The 17097-nt window shown below is 41.4% G+C and carries 17 protein-coding genes; 13 read left to right on the forward strand and 4 right to left on the reverse strand.

Translation table 11 applies throughout. The features are described from left to right. Positions 1–488: 488 nt before the first annotated feature. On the reverse strand, positions 489–968 hold the full coding sequence (locus tag VSA01S_RS12880; protein WP_039979842.1) for an aminoacyl-tRNA deacylase: 480 nt from the start codon (positions 966–968) through the stop codon (positions 489–491). After that, positions 961–1926, reverse strand: a complete 966-nt coding sequence (gene ygfZ / locus VSA01S_RS12885) for a tRNA-modifying protein YgfZ (protein WP_039979841.1) — start codon at positions 1924–1926, stop codon at positions 961–963. Before ygfZ ends, VSA01S_RS12880 begins: the two co-directional genes overlap by 8 nt. 156 nt (positions 1927–2082) lie before the next feature. Here ygfZ and VSA01S_RS12890 point away from each other — a divergent pair, with 156 nt between their 5' ends. Continuing rightward, on the forward strand, positions 2083–2343 hold the full coding sequence (locus VSA01S_RS12890; RefSeq protein ID WP_039979840.1) for an FAD assembly factor SdhE: 261 nt from the start codon (positions 2083–2085) through the stop codon (positions 2341–2343). Continuing rightward, positions 2312–2740, forward strand: coding sequence for a protein YgfX (locus VSA01S_RS20345; protein WP_244949873.1), 429 nt, complete (start codon positions 2312–2314; stop codon positions 2738–2740). The genes VSA01S_RS12890 and VSA01S_RS20345 overlap by 32 nt, the downstream gene beginning before the upstream one ends. On the opposite strand, the gene nadB is transcribed toward VSA01S_RS20345, so the two are convergent. Then, a complete protein-coding gene (nadB, locus tag VSA01S_RS12900; protein WP_039979839.1) occupies positions 2737–4329 on the reverse strand; it encodes an L-aspartate oxidase in 1593 nt (530 codons plus the stop codon). The two genes, VSA01S_RS20345 and nadB, sit on opposite strands and share 4 nt — an antisense overlap. Before the next feature lie 494 nt (positions 4330–4823). Here nadB and rpoE point away from each other — a divergent pair, with 494 nt between their 5' ends. From rpoE to acpS, 11 genes are all read left to right on the forward strand, one after another. Continuing rightward, positions 4824–5402, forward strand: coding sequence for an RNA polymerase sigma factor RpoE (rpoE, locus tag VSA01S_RS12905; RefSeq protein WP_039979838.1), 579 nt, complete (start codon positions 4824–4826; stop codon positions 5400–5402). Between the two features lie 26 nt (positions 5403–5428). Beyond that, a complete protein-coding gene (locus VSA01S_RS12910; protein ID WP_039979837.1) occupies positions 5429–6052 on the forward strand; it encodes a sigma-E factor negative regulatory protein in 624 nt (207 codons plus the stop codon). Beyond that, entirely contained in the window at positions 6049–7014 is a 966-nt protein-coding gene (gene rseB / locus VSA01S_RS12915) for a sigma-E factor regulatory protein RseB (protein ID WP_039979836.1), read from the forward strand. The genes VSA01S_RS12910 and rseB overlap by 4 nt, the downstream gene beginning before the upstream one ends. Continuing rightward, entirely contained in the window at positions 7011–7481 is a 471-nt protein-coding gene (locus tag VSA01S_RS12920; protein ID WP_039979835.1) for a SoxR reducing system RseC family protein, read from the forward strand. Before rseB ends, VSA01S_RS12920 begins: the two co-directional genes overlap by 4 nt. A gap of 126 nt (positions 7482–7607) precedes the next feature. Beyond that, positions 7608–9401: a translation elongation factor 4 gene (gene lepA, locus VSA01S_RS12925; protein WP_039979833.1), complete on the forward strand. Its 1794-nt coding sequence runs from the start codon at positions 7608–7610 to the stop codon at positions 9399–9401. Positions 9402–9506: 105 nt separating this feature from the next. Continuing rightward, the gene (gene lepB / locus VSA01S_RS12930; protein ID WP_039979832.1) at positions 9507–10409 is read left to right on the forward strand and encodes a signal peptidase I; all 903 of its coding nucleotides are present in this window, start codon (positions 9507–9509) and stop codon (positions 10407–10409) included. Between the two features lie 20 nt (positions 10410–10429). Further along, a complete protein-coding gene (gene rnc / locus VSA01S_RS12935) occupies positions 10430–11107 on the forward strand; it encodes a ribonuclease III (protein ID WP_039979831.1) in 678 nt (225 codons plus the stop codon). Beyond that, complete coding sequence (era, locus tag VSA01S_RS12940; RefSeq protein WP_039979830.1) at positions 11100–12062, forward strand: GTPase Era; 963 nt, start codon at positions 11100–11102, stop codon at positions 12060–12062. The genes rnc and era overlap by 8 nt, the downstream gene beginning before the upstream one ends. 89 nt (positions 12063–12151) lie before the next feature. Next, positions 12152–12877, forward strand: a complete 726-nt coding sequence (gene recO / locus VSA01S_RS12945) for a DNA repair protein RecO (RefSeq protein ID WP_039979829.1) — start codon at positions 12152–12154, stop codon at positions 12875–12877. Beyond that, positions 12874–13605 carry a pyridoxine 5'-phosphate synthase gene (gene pdxJ, locus VSA01S_RS12950; protein WP_039979828.1) on the forward strand — a complete coding sequence of 244 codons (732 nt, stop codon included), beginning with the start codon at positions 12874–12876 and terminating at the stop codon, positions 13603–13605. Before recO ends, pdxJ begins: the two co-directional genes overlap by 4 nt. 12 nt (positions 13606–13617) lie before the next feature. Beyond that, entirely contained in the window at positions 13618–13998 is a 381-nt protein-coding gene (acpS, locus tag VSA01S_RS12955) for a holo-ACP synthase (protein ID WP_039979827.1), read from the forward strand. Between the two features lie 124 nt (positions 13999–14122). Here acpS and barA read toward each other — a convergent pair whose 3' ends face one another. Further along, positions 14123–16915: a two-component sensor histidine kinase BarA gene (gene barA / locus VSA01S_RS12960; RefSeq protein ID WP_039979826.1), complete on the reverse strand. Its 2793-nt coding sequence runs from the start codon at positions 16913–16915 to the stop codon at positions 14123–14125. Between the last annotated feature and the right edge of the window lie 182 nt (positions 16916–17097).

The raw sequence follows: 17097 nt of genomic DNA on the forward strand, positions 1-17097 counted from the left end.
TTTTCAATTAACATTTTTAACAATTGTGTCACACAAATAAGAATAGAAAAAGAAATGATAATTTGCTAATTATTTTACTAATATTTTTAAAAATTAATCCTAGTACTGATGAAGCTAAATATCTGCTTTAGTTAGAATATACCTTATAGCTCATTGCAATAGCAGAAAAGTAAAAAAAAGCCCGCTACCAGCGGGCAAATAGTTACAGATGCATTACACAAAAAGTAGCCAACTGACATTCGATTTGCTCATCTTTTCAGTTAAGGCTCTTTTCGTTGAGTACGCATTTTCCAAAAAAGCGTACCAACAAATTCAGCATATAGAAGCTTTCGATTCCTGACTATGTATGTTTGGTATTTGATTTAAAATACATTTATTCACTGTTGATAATACGAGTGATATCGCGAAAATATGAGATAAAATCACACGTTGCATCAAACTTTTTGAAAGTATCAAGTCTTAGGTAACCTCAGGTACATCGAGGTACACTATTCTTCACGACATATATCGGCAATGGTTGGTTGGCAAAGCTGTATTAAATCATGAATGGATAAAGCAAGCCCAGCCATTCGGTCTCCACTACTTATTGTCACTTCTGGCTCATTTAATAATAAAGGGTCTAAGACTATGGGCATGTAACGTTTAAGCATCAAAGGTGTTACGGTGCCTACCTTATAGCCAGTAATACTCTCTACTTCTGACTGATCTGCACAGGTCATACGCCGCCATTGGAGAGCTTGACGCACTTTTTTGGGGTCAATACTACGATCACCAGGAGCACAAGCAAGCGCATATTGTTTCCCCATATCACGTAAAAGTAGTGTTTTAACCATTTGTGATGGGCGGATACCGCGCTGTTCTGCGGCATCCTCAATGGTTGTTGCTGGCCTCTGATGTTCGAGCAAACGAAACTCAATGTTTTGGGCGGTTAAAAACTGCATCAATGGGGTTTGCACAGTACTATTCATCGTCAAGGCTGTATGGCAATGTAGTGATTTCCCATTCGCATTCTGGTTGAGCAACCAGTCTTAAACGAGTGTCATTGTCTAGGTTATTAGGTAAGACAATTAATCCAATGGCACTACCGTCGCAAAATGAATAATGAGTTAACATAGGACCGACTGAACGCCAATTTTCACCGACACTACGTTCCAGTTCAACCGTCTCTGGTAGAGTCTCTTTAAAGGGGCCTTTCACTATAAACATTGCACGCTTGTTGATGCCTCTATATTTTGCCCTTGCAACCATTTCTTGTCCGGTATAGCACCCTTTAGTAAAACTGATCCCAGCTAACGCCTGTAGGTTAAGTGCTTGGGGTATGTATTCATTTTGATTTTGTGCAGTGATATACGGCAAGCCTGCTGCAATATCTAGACATTTCCAAAATTCGTGAGTAGTGAGTTCTGCTTGACTTTCTGAGACAAGATTTTGTGCGGCTTGCTCAGTTAGCGTCACTAGCCAGCGGTTCTCTGCTACTTTTAAAGCTGTGCCCCCTTCGATAGAGCGAACGTCACAAGTATCTTGACTTAAATTTGAGATAAAGCTGTTTGCTTTTTCTCCTGAAACACCAAGAATAATATCGTTTGATTCTTCAATAGTGACCTTGGAAAAAACTGCATATTTTTTAATTTCTTTTAATTCAACTTCAATTGCAGATTTAGGTTGAATCATGGCATAGCTTTGTTGATGATAAAATAAACGAAAGATACTCCAGACTTTTCCTTTTGCATCACAATGAGCGCCAAGTGTTGAGTTCGCTTTATCTAGAGACACGACATCGCAAGTAACTTGTCCGTGTAAATACGACTTCTTATCTTCTCCTGTGACAGTGATCATTGATAAGTCATCAAGTAAAGAAATAGACAGTTTTGGTAATGTATCTTGTGCTGATAATTTAAGGGGAGAAAATTGAGTTTGCCATTCCATAATTACAGTGCCTTTGTTCGATATTTTTTGCTATGTTAATTCCAGAATTGATATTTGTCAGCTTTCACTGTCGGATTGTGAGCCACACACTAGTGGTACAGCATATCCCTTGTTACACTCCTCATTAACAATAAAAATTAAATTAAGGAATACCAAATGTACACTACGGAAGAAAAAGCACGTATTAAGTGGGCATGTCGTCGAGGTATGCTTGAGCTTGATGTGGTGATTATGCCGTTTTTTGAAGAGTGCTTTGATACTCTATTAGAGCAAGAGCAACGTGAATTTGTTTCTTTACTCGAATGTGATGATCCCGACTTGTTTGCTTGGGTTATGGGACATGGTCGTAGTGAAAATCTGGGTCATGCATCAATGGTGGACAAAATTGTCGCACATAATCTCAGTAAGGTTCGTTAACCTTCAGGTTAAGGTTTCATTTATCGCCCTAGCAATGAATAGCTTCCTTCTGTTTATTTTTGCTTGGGCGGTCATATTGATGGATATCCCATTAATTCTCTCTGTCTACCTGTTAATGTTAATGTTCAAACAGCACCAAATTGAAGGTTTCATAGATGCTTCTTCCGATGGTTATTGGTGCATTGACCGAGATGGTGTTGTTCATCATCAAAACCGAACATTACTTTTGATTCAAACGGATTTATCAACAGCAGGTTTAAAAGTGTCTTTTAAGTTAGACCATGGGCAAAAAGTAACTATTTGGCGAGACAGTTGCCATGATAACGATTATCGCCACTTATGTCTGGTTTTAAGGCAATGGGATAAGGGAGTAAATACTCCCTTTTTAAACAATTAATGATTAGGGGATAATATCGTAGGCCCGCTGTTTTTTGACTTATTTGGGTAATCTAGCGTGTAGTGTAAGCCTCGACTTTCTTTCCTTTGCATAGCACAACGCACCATAAGCTCGGCCACTTGAAGTAAATTACGTAATTCAAGCAAGTTATTTGAGACCCGAAAGTTGCTATAATACTCATGGGTTTCTTGTTGGAGCATTTGAATCCGCCGTAATGCTCTCTCTAAACGTTTGTCTGTACGCACAATGCCCATATAGTCCCACATGAACAAGCGTAATTCATGCCAGTTATGCTGTATGATTACCTCTTCATCACTATGAGTTACTTGACTCTCATCCCAGCAAGGTACAGTTGGAACGATCTCTACATGAGGGTGATGTTGTAAAATATCTTTTGCCGCAGACCAAGCATAAACGACACACTCCAATAATGAGTTTGATGCCATTCGATTTGCACCATGTAAACCGGTATAACTTACCTCACCAATTGCATATAAATTCTTCAAGTCAGTTTGTCCGTTTTGGTTTACCATGACACCGCCACAAGTGTAATGGGCTGCAGGTACTACAGGGATCGGCTCTTGAGTCATGTCGATTCCTAAATCCATTAAACGTGAATAAATAGTTGGGAAGTGTTTGATAATAAAGTTTGCTGGTTTATGACTGATATCTAGGTACATACAATCTGCACCTAAGCGTTTCATCTCAAAGTCGATAGCACGAGCAACGACATCTCGAGGAGCTAACTCTTTGCGCTGATCAAACTCGGGCATAAAACGAGAACCATCCGGCCTGCGTAGATAAGCTCCTTCACCTCGAAGTGCTTCAGTTAGAAGAAAATTACGTGCTTCAGGGTGGTACAGGCAAGTTGGGTGAAACTGATTAAACTCCATGTTGGCAACCCGACAACCAGCACGCCAAGCAATAGCAATTCCATCCCCCGATGAAACATCAGGGTTAGAGGTATACTGGTAAACTTTTGAAGCTCCACCTGTAGCTAAAACAACAAATTTTGCTTTTACCGTTTCGACTTGTTCTTCGTTTAGGTTCCAGATATAAGCACCAATAACTTTGTTTTTCTCTTTAGTAATAAGATCCAGAGCATTGTGGCGTTCTAATACCTGAATATTTGGGTGATTGTGGACGTTGTCTTGCAGTGATGTTTGCACGGCCATACCGGTTGCATCTGCTGCATGTAAAATGCGCCTACGGCTATGGCCCCCTTCTTGAGTCAGGTGGTATCGAGGTTGCCCATCTGAATCATTATCTTCGCGGTCAAAAGGAACGCCACCATCAATGAGCCATTGGACACATTTCTTTGAGTTTTCCGCGATGAATTTCACGGTATCTTCGTTACAAATGCCATCGCCAGCAATTTGAGTGTCTTCAACATGAGATTCAATGCTATCTGATTCATCGAAGACTGCGGCTATACCGCCTTGAGCATAAAAAGTTGCGCCTTCGCTTCGTTGGCCTTTACTTAGTACAATCACATTACAGTGGTTAGCAACCCTTAATGCTAGTGAGAGTCCAGCTGCGCCACTCCCGACGACTAGCACATCACATTCGTGTTCACGGTTTGTGTTCATTTTTACTTTACAATCCTGCTATGGAGTGCTCAAAGCACCTCGCTTATATTCCTCATTTGTACATCTATAAACAACTTGATACTGATGATTATGGTGTGTTGTTTTGATTAAATAGATGAAAGCATGAGCATTTCGTTGAGTCATGGTCTGAAAGTGGGTGTTCCGCGGTCTACAAAGGAATAGTAATAGTTTGTCAATACCATTGCTTTTCTGCTTTCTACCCAGCACAATCTATACAGCGAACGTGATTATACCTATTTACCGACTACTATGCTCGTTTGTTGGTTTTTGACAATTCATGAGTAAATAGTCGAGAGGCAGATCACATGTTTCCGTACAAACTAAAGATAAAAATCGATTGGATACGGAACTTTTTATGGCTATTGGAGTCACATTAAGTGCTCAAGTAAGCAGTGGTGTCAATACTACATTTTGCAGAAGTAGCTCTTTGCTATATCAAGTTTAGAGCATAACAAATAGGAGTATCCGCTCGAATGAACGAGCAACTGACCGATCAAGTATTGATTGAGCGTGTTCAGAATGGTGATAAGCAAGCATTTAATTTGCTGGTAACGAAATACCAAAACAAAGTATGCAACCTTATTTCCAGATACGTCAGTAATCCTGGTGATGTACCAGATGTAGCACAAGAAGCATTTATTAAAGCTTATCGGGCGATTCCAACCTTTAGAGGGGAGAGTGCTTTTTATACTTGGTTATATCGTATTGCCGTGAATACTGCGAAAAATCACATTGTTGCTCAAGGGCGTAGACCTCCAGCAACCGATGTTGATGCTGACGAAGCTGAATTTTACGAAACGAGTAATGCCTTAAAAGAAATATCGAACCCTGAGAACTTAGCGTTGTCAAAAGAATTGCAACGGATAGTATTCAATGCAATTGAGGCATTACCAGAAGATTTAAAAACGGCAATGACTTTGCGAGAGCTCGATGGCTTAAGTTATGAAGATATTGCTGAAGTGATGGATTGCCCTGTAGGGACGGTACGTTCCCGTATCTTCCGTGCTCGTGAGGCTGTGGAAAAGAAAATAAAACCTCTTCTACAACGCTAGTACAAGTGATAACTATGGTGAAAATAATGGCTGACAAAGAGAAACTTTCAGCGTTCATAGATGGAGAATTGGTCGATAAAGCGCTAATACAAGAATTAGAGCAAGACCAAGATAGCCTTGATACGTGGCAGAGCTATCATCTGATCGGTGATGTGATGCGAGGCGATGCGGCAGCAAAACCAGAATGGAATATTGCTGCAAGCGTAGCGTTGGCATTAGAAAACGAGCCCATACATCGTAAGGTTGATTCTAGTAATAATAATGTTATCTCAATTGATCGCGTTACTAAAGAGTCACAGCCTAAACCTTACCAAGCAAAACAAATGCTACCCAATTGGTTGACTCAGTTAGGTCAAGTATCGATAGCTGCATGTGTATCACTTGTCGTGATTTTGGGAGTTCAGCAGTACGGTGATGATTCTGCTTCCTCTTCTACGGAGCAATTACCTGTTCTTCAGACGGTACCATTCTCGGGTAGTGCAGAACCTGTGAGCTTGACTCGGGAGTCAGTTGAGCGCACACCTAGTGAAGTTAATATACAAGAGCAACGTAAACGGGTTCAAGCTATGTTAATGGACCATGAATTACAACTTAGAATCAACAAAGACACTCATAAAAAAGAAGCTTCTTTGACTTCGGGAATTGAATGAAAAAACGTCTGTTCAGCACTTGCGCTTTGTTCAGTTTGATAACATATCAAGCCTTTGCTGGTGTTAAGCCCGCAGAGGCTTTGTTGCACCAAATGAGTCAAGCAAGCAAGGATTTGAGCTATGAACTCTCTTACATTCTGATTAAAAAGAGCAGTATCGAACCTTTGCTCTACCGTCATGCAAATCATGAGCGATCTCAATATGCTCACTTGATGTATTTAAGTGGGCCGGTAAGAGAGGTGATTCAGCGTGATAGTGAGGTCAGTTACATTGAGACTGGTAGTGAACCGTTTACTATTGAGTCTGGTAAAATGGTTGCTCCAATCATGCCAATGCTTAATACCAATATCGATGAACTTAATTTATATTACGATTATGTCAATTTAGGCCGAGCTCGAGAAGCAGGGGTCGCCACACAAGTATTACGTATTGTGCCCAAAGATGGCTTACGCTACTCCTATGTCTTATGGATTGATGAAAATTCGAAGCTGCCTTTACGAGCAGATTTACTTGATCGTGACGGAGAGATAATTGAGCAATACCGAACTATATCTTATTCGGTAACTCCTAAGATAGCTGATTTAATGAGTGCTCTGCATGATGTCAAACTACCCGAAGTGTTGACTATGCCAAAGACAGATCTAGGTGTGAGTAGCTGGAAACTTACTTGGGTTCCGGATGGTTTTGAACCCAATGAATTGAATCGTTATCGAATGGCTGTAACAGATCAACTTGTTGAAAGCCAGCTCTATTCTGATGGATTGTTCAGTTTTTCTGTATACGTTGCCCATAAAGATGACAACTCATTGAAAGGTCAAATTGTACGCCAAGGTCGCCGAACTTTACACAGTTCTGTTGTTGGTAGCCATGAAATTTCTATAGTTGGTGATATCCCTCCTACAACAGCAAAACGTATTGCTAAATCTTTACGCTTTGATAATACCAAGGGTAATACAAAATGATGACTGCCCTAGCGACGATTATTAAGGTTGATCGGCGAGGTCCTGAATATAATGTGATACTGAGTTGTGAGCAACAAACCAGTTGCAGCAGCTGCTCATCACAAAAAAGCTGTGGTACTGGCGTTGTATCCAAAGCATTGGGTAATAAAACATTATCGTGGCATTTAACAACAGCTCAACAGGTTAAAGTTGGGCAAGTCGTAGAAATTGGTTTCCCTGAATCGAGCCTGATTTATTCGGCAATGATTGTCTACCTTTTGCCTCTGTGTGGTTTGATTCTGGGTGCACTTATAGGGCACTTTTTCTTGGTTCCATTTTTTTCTGCCGGAGAAGGGCCCGTTATTATAGCTTCTGCAATTTTTACTGGTGCCAGTATATGGCTAGCGAAGTACTTTTCATGCTTTCAAGAAGAAATAGCCAAGCATCAAGTAACATTAGTTCGAGTCCTTGGCGAATCCATCCAATAGGCTGTACTCTTTAAATAAGGTGCGCCCGCTAATGAAATTGGGTAGAATCTGTCAACTTAATTGAAATGCTGTCACTGAACGGCTTTCTACTGTCCCTATTTTTAAAGAGTTAGTCACCCTAAATCTATGAAGCACATTCGTAACTTTTCGATTATCGCCCACATCGACCATGGTAAGTCGACCCTTTCAGACCGTCTTATCCAAGTTTGTGGCGGATTAAGCGACCGTGAAATGGCCGCACAGGTTCTTGATTCTATGGATCTTGAACGTGAGCGTGGTATCACTATCAAATCTCAGAGTGTGACGCTGAATTACACGGCGAAAGACGGTGAGACTTATCAGCTGAACTTCATCGATACGCCGGGGCACGTTGACTTTGCATACGAAGTATCGCGTTCTCTAGCCGCTTGTGAAGGTGCGTTGCTGGTGGTTGATGCCGGCCAAGGTGTAGAAGCTCAAACGCTTGCTAACTGTTACACCGCGATCGAAATGGACTTGGAAGTTGTTCCAATCCTAAACAAGATTGATTTGCCTGCTGCAGACCCTGAGCGTGTTGCGGAAGAAATTGAAGAGATCGTTGGTATCGATGCAATGGAAGCAACACGTTGTTCAGCGAAGACCGGAATCGGTGTTGATGATGTCTTAGAGAACATCGTTTCTGCTATTCCAGCCCCAGAAGGTGATCCTGATGCGCCATTGCAAGCGTTGATCATTGACTCGTGGTTTGATAACTACTTAGGTGTTGTTTCTTTGGTTCGAATTAAAAATGGTTCGCTCAAGAAAAACGACAAAATTAAAGTAATCAGTACCGGGCAAACTTGGGGGGTTGATCGTTTAGGTATCTTTACACCGAAACAAGTGGATACTGACGTTTTGCGTACTGGTGAAGTAGGCTGGGTTGTCTGTGGCATTAAAGATATTCTTGGTGCTCCTGTTGGTGATACGCTAACACTGGCCAAACATGGCAGTGAAAAGCCGTTGCCAGGCTTTAAGAAAGTAAAGCCTCAGGTTTATGCTGGATTGTTCCCAGTGTCGTCAGATGATTACGAAAACTTCCGTGATGCTCTGGGTAAATTGAGCTTAAATGATGCCTCTCTATTCTATGAGCCAGAGAACTCGGCTGCATTAGGGTTTGGTTTCCGTTGTGGTTTCCTTGGTATGCTACACATGGAAATCATCCAAGAACGTTTAGAGCGTGAATACGATCTTGACCTTATTACGACGGCTCCAACAGTAGTTTATGAAGTGGTGCAAACCGACGGTACGATGCTTTATGTCGATAGCCCAGCAAAACTGCCTGCAGTTAATGACATTGAAGAGATTCGTGAACCGATTGCTCGCTGTAATATTTTGGTACCATCAGATTACCTCGGTAACGTCATCACGCTTTGTGTTGAGAAACGTGGTACTCAGGTCGATATGGTGTACCATGGCAATCAAGTAGCTGTAACTTACGACATTCCAATGGCAGAGGTAGTACTAGATTTCTTTGACCGTTTGAAGTCTACTTCTCGTGGCTATGCGTCACTAGATTACAACTTCCAGCGTTTTGAAGCTTCGAACATGGTTCGTGTTGATGTTCTGTTAAATGGCGATAAAGTTGACGCACTTGCATTGATTACGCATAAAGACCAGTCACAAATGCGTGGACGTCAGCTGGTCGAGAAAATGAAAGAGTTCATTCCTCGTCAGATGTTCGATATTGCGATACAAGCTGCCATCGGTAACCACATTATTGCGCGTTCTACTGTAAAACAATTACGTAAGAATGTTATCGCTAAGTGTTACGGTGGTGACGTGAGTCGTAAGAAGAAGCTTCTAAAGAAACAGAAAGAAGGTAAGAAACGTATGAAGCAGATCGGTAACGTTGAACTGCCTCAAGAAGCTTTCCTCGCAATTCTTCACGTAGGTAAAGATTAGGGTTGAACTATTTCACACTCTTGTCTGTCGTAAAGATGTTACACAGTTAAATAAGTGAAAGGGTTCCGGCTCTTTCACTTTCGTATTTTTAGATAAGGGAATTTAATGGCCGCTATATTTTCAAAATTTTTGTTTTTTGCCACTTTAATTACGGGTATTGTGTGGCTGTTAGAAAAGCTGGTTTTTGCTAAAAAACGCCAAGCTAAATTAGAAGGAATAGAAGCTCAAACAGAAAATGGCTTGGATTCAGCTACGTTGGAGCAACTGAAAAAACAGCCTTGGTGGATCGAAAACAGTGTATCCATTTTTCCAGTTATCGCGTTCGTTTTAGTATTACGGTCTTTTCTTTACGAACCTTTTCAAATTCCATCTGGTTCAATGATGCCAACATTGCTGGTAGGGGATTTTATTTTAGTTGAAAAATACGCTTATGGTTTGAAGGATCCGGTTTGGCGTACTGAACTGGTTGAAACAGGTAAGCCCGAGCGTGGCGATATTGTGGTCTTTAAATATCCGCCAAACCCAAGTTTAGACTATATCAAACGTGTTGTTGGTTTACCCGGTGATAAAATTCATTATTCAAAAGATAAACAATTATGCATTCAGCCTATGGGTGAGTCAGCTTGTACGAAAATCGAGCTTAGTAATGCTGAGAAAAGTGAATTTTTAGCTAACGGCGGTATTCCACAAATTCAAATGGATGAAAAGTTGGGTGATGTAGAACACAAAGTCTTATTTAACCCAATGGTGCGCAATCGAGAGCAAATGTATTTCCCACGTCCTGGTACGACAGAATGGGTAGTACCAAAAGGGCACTATTTTGCTATGGGGGATAACCGTGATAACAGTTCGGATAGTCGTTATTGGGGTTTTGTTCCTGAAGCTAACTTAGTTGGCAAAGCGGTTGCTATTTGGACCAGTTTCGAATTTGACCACGATGCTGATAGTATTCTACCTTCATGGATACCAACAGGAGTGCGTTTTGAACGCATCGGCGGTATTCACTAACCACTAAATATCGAGAGAGTATGAATTCTCCAATAGATAAACTAGAGAGAAAGCTCGGCTACCAATTTAAGGATGCCGAGTTTATTCATTTGGCGCTGACACATCGTAGTGCCAACAGTAAACACAATGAACGTCTTGAGTTTCTGGGCGATTCAATTTTAAGTTTTGTCATCGCTGATGAACTTTACCATCGATTCCCTAAAGTGAACGAAGGTGATATGAGTCGTATGCGTGCGACTTTGGTTCGTGGGCATACATTGGCGGAGCTGGGTCGAGAGTTCGGCCTTGGAGATTATTTAAAATTAGGTCCAGGTGAATTGAAAAGTGGCGGTTTTCGTCGTGACTCGATTTTGGCTGATGCAGTAGAAGCTATTATCGGCGCAATTTACCTTGATAGTGATATTGAGATTGTTCGTGGCATTATACTCAGTTGGTATCGCTCTCGTCTTGATGCGATTCAACCAGGAGTATCGCAAAAAGATCCAAAAACTCGCTTACAAGAGTTTTTGCAAGGTAGAAGAAAACCTCTACCTTTATACACAGTGACTAATATTAAAGGTGAAGCACACAATCAAGAGTTCACGGTTGAGTGTGACGTAGCAGGTGTGGATGAGCCTGTGATTGGTAAAGGCACCAGTCGCCGCAAGGCAGAACAGGCGGCTGCAGAAATAGCACTTGAGCAACTAATACATGGCTGATAATGAATTTGATATCGATGCATTTTTTGCATCACACGGCGAGCCGAGCTCTCCAGAGAACCAACATTGTGGTTTTATCGCCATTGTTGGTCGTCCAAACGTAGGTAAATCTACTCTTCTGAACAAGATTCTGGGGCAGAAAATCTCTATTACATCGCGTAAGCCACAAACGACGCGCCACCGCATTATGGGCGTTGACACAGATGGTGATTACCAAGCGATTTATGTAGATACTCCAGGTTTACATATTGAAGAAAAGCGTGCCATCAATCGTTTAATGAATCGTGCGGCTAATTCATCCCTAAGTGATGTGAACTTAGTCTTCTTTTTAGTTGACGGAACTCATTGGACAAAAGATGATGAAATGGTTTTGACTAAGTTGCAAAAGTCGAAATTTCCGGTCGTGCTTTGTGTTAATAAAGTGGATAACGTTCAAGATCGTAATGAAGTCATGATGCACATGGCGGATATGTCCAAGAAAATGGACTTTGTCGATGTCGTCCCAATTTCCGCCAAACAAGGTAAAAATATCGACGTATTACATAAACACGTTAGAGACCACTTGCCAGCAGCGACCCATCATTTTCCAGAAGAGTACGTTACTGACCGCTCTCAGCGCTTTATGGCATCTGAGATTGTCCGTGAAAAGCTGATGCGCTTTACCGGTGAGGAACTGCCTTACTCGGTTACGGTTGAAATCGAACGCTTTGATTACAACCCTGATACCGATGGCTTCCACATCAATGCATTAATTCTTGTCGAACGCAACGGACAAAAGAAAATGGTAATTGGCAAAGGTGGAGATAAGATCAAAACCATTGGCCGTGAAGCACGTCTTGATATGGAAGAATTGTTTGGTCGTAAAGTCTATTTAGAAACATGGGTTAAAGTAAAATCAGGCTGGGCTGACGATGAGCGAGCGCTTCGTTCATTAGGTTATATTGATGATCTATAATTTTGTCTAGCTGATTTTCCAAACAAGTATCGATGAAACTAAGGAGCCGATGGCTCCTTAGTTTTAATTTTCTGGATATATGACCTTTAATGAGCAATTTATCTTCTGAAGGCTTTCAACGCTGTTTTGTTTTACATCGGCGTCCTTATAGCGAATCGAGCCTCATTCTTGATGTGTTCAGTGAAGAATATGGGCGCATGACTCTGATGGCAAAGGGAGCTCGTGGTAAGCGCTCCCATTTGAAGGGGGCATTGCAAGCTTTTACCCCTTTACTTTTGAAGTGGTCTGGTAAAGGTTCGATGAAAACTTTGCGTCAAGCTGAGCCCATCAGCTTGGGGTTACCTCTGACTGGCATTAATCTTTATTCTGCTATGTACGTCAATGAGCTTATTGGCCGAGTACTGATGTCAGAAGTGCCTATGCCTGCGTTATTTCATGATTATTTGCATGCATTAACCGAGCTAGCGCAGTGTGATAATCCAGAACCTGCCTTACGCCGTTTTGAGTTAGCGCTGCTCTCTGCTATGGGGTATGGCGTTGATTTTCTTCACTGTGCTGGAACGGGCGAGCCTGTCGAGTCAGAAATGACCTATCGTTATCGAGAGCAAAAAGGGTTTATTGCATCAGTGAGGCGCGATAACCTTACTTTCTTGGGCAATGAGCTTATTGCAATCAGTGAACGGCGTTTCATCACTAAAGAGCAGTTAAAAGCGGCAAAACGCTTTACACGACTAGCCCTAAAGCCGTATCTTGGCGGCAAACCTTTAAAAAGTCGAGAATTGTTCATTCAGACAGCACGGAGTAATGGAAAATGAGCTCAATTTATTTAGGCGTTAACATCGACCATATTGCTACTTTACGCAATGCGCGTGGTACCAAATACCCTGATCCTGTGCATGCAGCAGAAATTGCCGAGCGTGCTGGAGCTGACGGTATTACTATTCATTTACGTGAAGACCGACGTCATATCCTAGATCGTGATGTACGTATCCTTCGTGAAACGATTCAAACACGTATGAATCTTGAAATGGCAGTAACGGACGAGATGGTTGAGATCGCGCTAAAAACTCAGCCTGAATTTGTTTGTTTAGTACCAGAAAAACGTGAAGAATTAACCACAGAAGGTGGGTTAGATGTTGTAGGGCAATTAGACAAAGTCAAATCTGCAACACAAAAGTTGACTCAAGCTGGAATTAAGGTATCTCTGTTCATTGATGCTGATCGCCAGCAAATTGATGCAGCTCACGCTTGTGGTGCGCCCTATATTGAGCTTCATACTGGTCATTATGCTGATGCAGTGACTGAGGAAGAGCAGCAAGATGAATTAAAAAAGATCGCAGCAGGAGCAAGTTATGCTCATGACCTCGGGATCATCGTCAATGCTGGACATGGTTTGACTTACCATAATGTGACTCCAATTGCAGCCTTACCAGAAATCTACGAACTGAATATTGGCCATTCCATTATTGGTCGAGCCGTTTTTGATGGTTTAGATAAAGCGGTTGCTGACATGAAAGCAATCATGCTAGCTGCGCGAAAGTAATCAGGTTTTGTTATGGCGATCTTAGGTTTGGGTACAGATATTGCGGAGATTGAACGCATTGAAACTGCGCTTGATCGCACTGGGGAAGCGTTTGCAAAACGTATTCTTTGCCCACAAGAAATCGTGACATTCTCTGGTTTAAAACAAAAAGGGCGTTATTTAGCGAAGCGTTTTGCTGCCAAAGAAGCGGCGGCTAAAGCTCTGGGGACTGGGATTGCAAAAGGTGTAACCTTTCATGACTTTTGTATTTTGAATGATGAACTGGGTAAACCTATGTTGGTTTTATCAGGTAAAGCAAAAGAGCTTGCTTCCTTTAAAGGAATTCAATCTACGCATATTTCGATTTCTGATGAACGTCACTATGCCGTTGCAACTGTAATTTTTGAATCTTAAGTCCCTTCTCCTAACGATTGATGGGATAAATGTCACTTTTGTGGTTGAAAAACAATATCACTAAGCATAAAACGAAGAGTTTTACTCTTAGTGATATTATCAGTAAACCTTATGCAGCAAATCTTTATATACAAATATAAAGATTTGCTGCGGTGACTACTTTTGTCATTTCATCTTGAAGCTCGAACATTTCGGGTTCGATATCTTCCAACTGGGCTTTTGACCTTAATGCTCGTTCTAAAGTAGCGCATAATGCTTTTAGTCTAGGCACACCGCAATAAGAACAGCTACCATGTAGTTTATGTATCACCTGTAACAGCTGATCAGGTGAATAGGAATCTTGTTCGAGAGCTTGGGTTACAACCCTTTCTACTTCAGGAATAAAGTCGACCAACATTGCTAGCATTTCTCTGGCAAGATCTTCCTTGTTGGCGCTTTGTTTTAAAGCTGTTGGCCAATCGATAATGACTTCTTGATGAGCACTTTTGTCAGTGTATAACTCTGGATCGACATTTTCTGATGTTACCGGAGATGTTGGTAAGTCTACAGAATTGGGTTTTTTACTCCAATGCAACAGAGTGTGCTGAAGGATATGTTCCTCAATAGGTTTGGTTAGGTAATCATCCATTCCTAAATTGAGTAAGCGGTCTCGCTCGCCTGCCATAGCATGAGCTGTCACAGCAATAACAGGGGTGTTATTATTAAGCGGCAGCTCTTTGATATGCTGACAAGCAGTGACACCATCCATTAATGGCATTTGTATGTCCATAAATATCAGATCATATTTATTGAGTCTTGCTAAATTAACTGCTTGTTGGCCATTGGTGCAGGCTGTGACATTCTCAACATGCTCTTTTAGTAAAGCAGATATTAACTTTAAATTGGCTTGATTATCGTCAACAGCAAGAACACTTAAAGACAAGCGTTTATTTTCAGTAATGTCGACAAGTTTTGGCATGATTTCAGGTAACTCTACATGTTCGATGATCAGACTTTGCAGTAGTCGACGCCTTGAAAGAGGTTTGGTTAAGCATTGAATCTGATAGTCGTGCATTACTCGATCAGCAAGTGCCAGCTCTGTACTTGGAGTCCCTAAAATAACACTTGGTGCTAGGCGCTTTGCATGTTCAACCCAAGTGTTTACGATATCTTGTTCGTAGTTCTTATTCGCAGCCAAGTTCAATAAGACATAATCATAGTGTTCTTGGTTTTCTGGTAAAGATGAGCGATATGTAATTATGATGCCCTCTTGACTTAAAATTTGTTGTGTGACGGAGGCCGCTTGCATATTGGGCTCAATTAGGAGTAATTGCTTACCAGCAAGCAGATCAAGATCGAGTAATTCACCCATTGGCATTTCGGTTGAATCTAAGCGCAAAGTAAACCAGAATGTCGATCCTTGGTGTAAGCGACTGGTTAAGCTAATTTCGCCTCCCATTTGGCTGACCAGTTTTTGAGTAATGACAAGACCGAGGCCAGTTCCGCCATAGCGACGAGAAATACTGGCATCGGCTTGGCTGAATGCTTGGAATAATTGTGCTTGCTGGCGTTCTGAGATACCTATGCCAGTATCCCTGACCATGAATTGTAACTCTACGGAATCGCTGGTTCGGGAGCGCATCTCAACACTGATATCAATATTGCCATATTCTGTAAACTTGATTGAGTTACCAACAAGGTTGGTGAGAATTTGTTGGATACGTACCGGGTCGCCGACTAAGCCGTGTGGGATCTTAGGGTCGATTTTAAGCGTAACTTCTAAACCCTTTTCATGGGCAGTTGTAGCTTGCAGATTGATGACTTCTTCTAAGTTTTCTCGGAATTCAAATGGGATGTTTTCTAGAGCTAATTTACCCGCTTCAAGTTTGGAAAAGTCTAGGATATCATTAATTATACTTAATAAGTTGTTGGCCGACTTTTCAATTGTTTGCAAATAATCTATTTGACTGCCTGATAAGTGTGTTTTAAGCATTTGGCGAGTAAAACCAATTACCCCATTCAGTGGGGTACGTAGTTCATGAGACATGTTGGCCAAAAACTCAGATTTAACACGGGCTGCTTCTTGTGCACGTTTTTTGGCGATATCTAATTCGACGTTTTGTATTTCAAGCTGCTCGAGTGTTTCACGTAGATCAGATGTCGCTTGATCGATACTGTGTTGCATTTCAACGTGATATTCAGAAAGAGATACAGCCATAGCATTAATACCATGTTTTAATTGAGCCAATTCTCCATGCATTTTCCCTTCAATTCGCACATCTAAGTGGCCGCGTCGGATACGGTCAACAACATTTTTCATGTGAGTAATGGGCTGGGTGACATCGTGGACTAATCGGGAAGCGAAGATGCTCGCTAGGCCTAAACCAAGCACTAAGACTAAGAAGGCTGAAAAAACTTCTTGATATTGCTGTAATCGCAGTGAGGAAAGATCCATTTCTACAGCCACATATCCCACCGCTTTTGTGCCCTGATTTTCGATGGCAAGTTCAGACAAGTAATGTCCTTCGGATAATATAGGAACACGTAGGATCAAGGTGTTGTCAAAAACTTCAGAATTGCCTAGTTGCGGGATTGGTTGATCTTTCGGAAACATTAATGTTTCAAAGTTAGGATGAAAATTTGACGTGACAAACAGTTCATGATTTTCACCAAAGACGGCGATACTTCTTACTAGATTGGAATTTTTTCGATGTGCATAGCTTATCAGGCGACGTACTGCTTCACGACTTTCTGCTAATAAGTGAGTTTCACTGGCGATTGCGAGGGGTTCAATAATACTATTACCAGTAGTGATAACTTGGGTTTCTAGGTCTTGGTAGCGGTTAAAAGAGAAAAAACTGCTTAATAATAAGCCAATAATCAGTGTTGGGGCGAGGGTTAAGGCAATTACACGTGCTCGTAAGCCATATCTGGTCATGTTATCTAATTACATCGAGGTCGGGATATGGGAAAATAACGCCTTAGTACTCAAGCTGACGATAAAGTCAGCGTAAAGGTGTGACGTTTCCGGATTTATCATAAGCATAATCAACTCACTCGAATCACACAACGACTGCGAGCAAGATTAGTGAGCAGAAAAGCAATTAGACAGAAATCAGG

The sequence above is a fragment of the Vibrio sagamiensis NBRC 104589 genome (assembly GCF_007990935.1).
Taxonomy (GTDB): Bacteria; Pseudomonadota; Gammaproteobacteria; order Enterobacterales; family Vibrionaceae; genus Vibrio; species Vibrio sagamiensis.

Coding starts and splice junctions, on each gene's coding strand:
- lepA (WP_039979833.1), top strand. CDS start 7,608: ATGAAGCACATTCGTAACTTTTCGATTATCGCCCACATCGACCATGGT.
- rpoE (WP_039979838.1), top strand. CDS start 4,824: ATGAACGAGCAACTGACCGATCAAGTATTGATTGAGCGTGTTCAGAAT.
- VSA01S_RS12890 (WP_039979840.1), top strand. CDS start 2,083: ATGTACACTACGGAAGAAAAAGCACGTATTAAGTGGGCATGTCGTCGA.
- ygfZ (WP_039979841.1), bottom strand. CDS start 1,926: ATGGAATGGCAAACTCAATTTTCTCCCCTTAAATTATCAGCACAAGAT.
- VSA01S_RS12910 (WP_039979837.1), top strand. CDS start 5,429: ATGGCTGACAAAGAGAAACTTTCAGCGTTCATAGATGGAGAATTGGTC.
- nadB (WP_039979839.1), bottom strand. CDS start 4,329: ATGAACACAAACCGTGAACACGAATGTGATGTGCTAGTCGTCGGGAGT.
- lepB (WP_039979832.1), top strand. CDS start 9,507: ATGGCCGCTATATTTTCAAAATTTTTGTTTTTTGCCACTTTAATTACG.
- rseB (WP_039979836.1), top strand. CDS start 6,049: ATGAAAAAACGTCTGTTCAGCACTTGCGCTTTGTTCAGTTTGATAACA.
- rnc (WP_039979831.1), top strand. CDS start 10,430: ATGAATTCTCCAATAGATAAACTAGAGAGAAAGCTCGGCTACCAATTT.
- VSA01S_RS12880 (WP_039979842.1), bottom strand. CDS start 968: ATGAATAGTACTGTGCAAACCCCATTGATGCAGTTTTTAACCGCCCAA.
- pdxJ (WP_039979828.1), top strand. CDS start 12,874: ATGAGCTCAATTTATTTAGGCGTTAACATCGACCATATTGCTACTTTA.
- acpS (WP_039979827.1), top strand. CDS start 13,618: ATGGCGATCTTAGGTTTGGGTACAGATATTGCGGAGATTGAACGCATT.
- recO (WP_039979829.1), top strand. CDS start 12,152: ATGAGCAATTTATCTTCTGAAGGCTTTCAACGCTGTTTTGTTTTACAT.
- VSA01S_RS12920 (WP_039979835.1), top strand. CDS start 7,011: ATGATGACTGCCCTAGCGACGATTATTAAGGTTGATCGGCGAGGTCCT.
- barA (WP_039979826.1), bottom strand. CDS start 16,915: ATGACCAGATATGGCTTACGAGCACGTGTAATTGCCTTAACCCTCGCC.
- era (WP_039979830.1), top strand. CDS start 11,100: ATGGCTGATAATGAATTTGATATCGATGCATTTTTTGCATCACACGGC.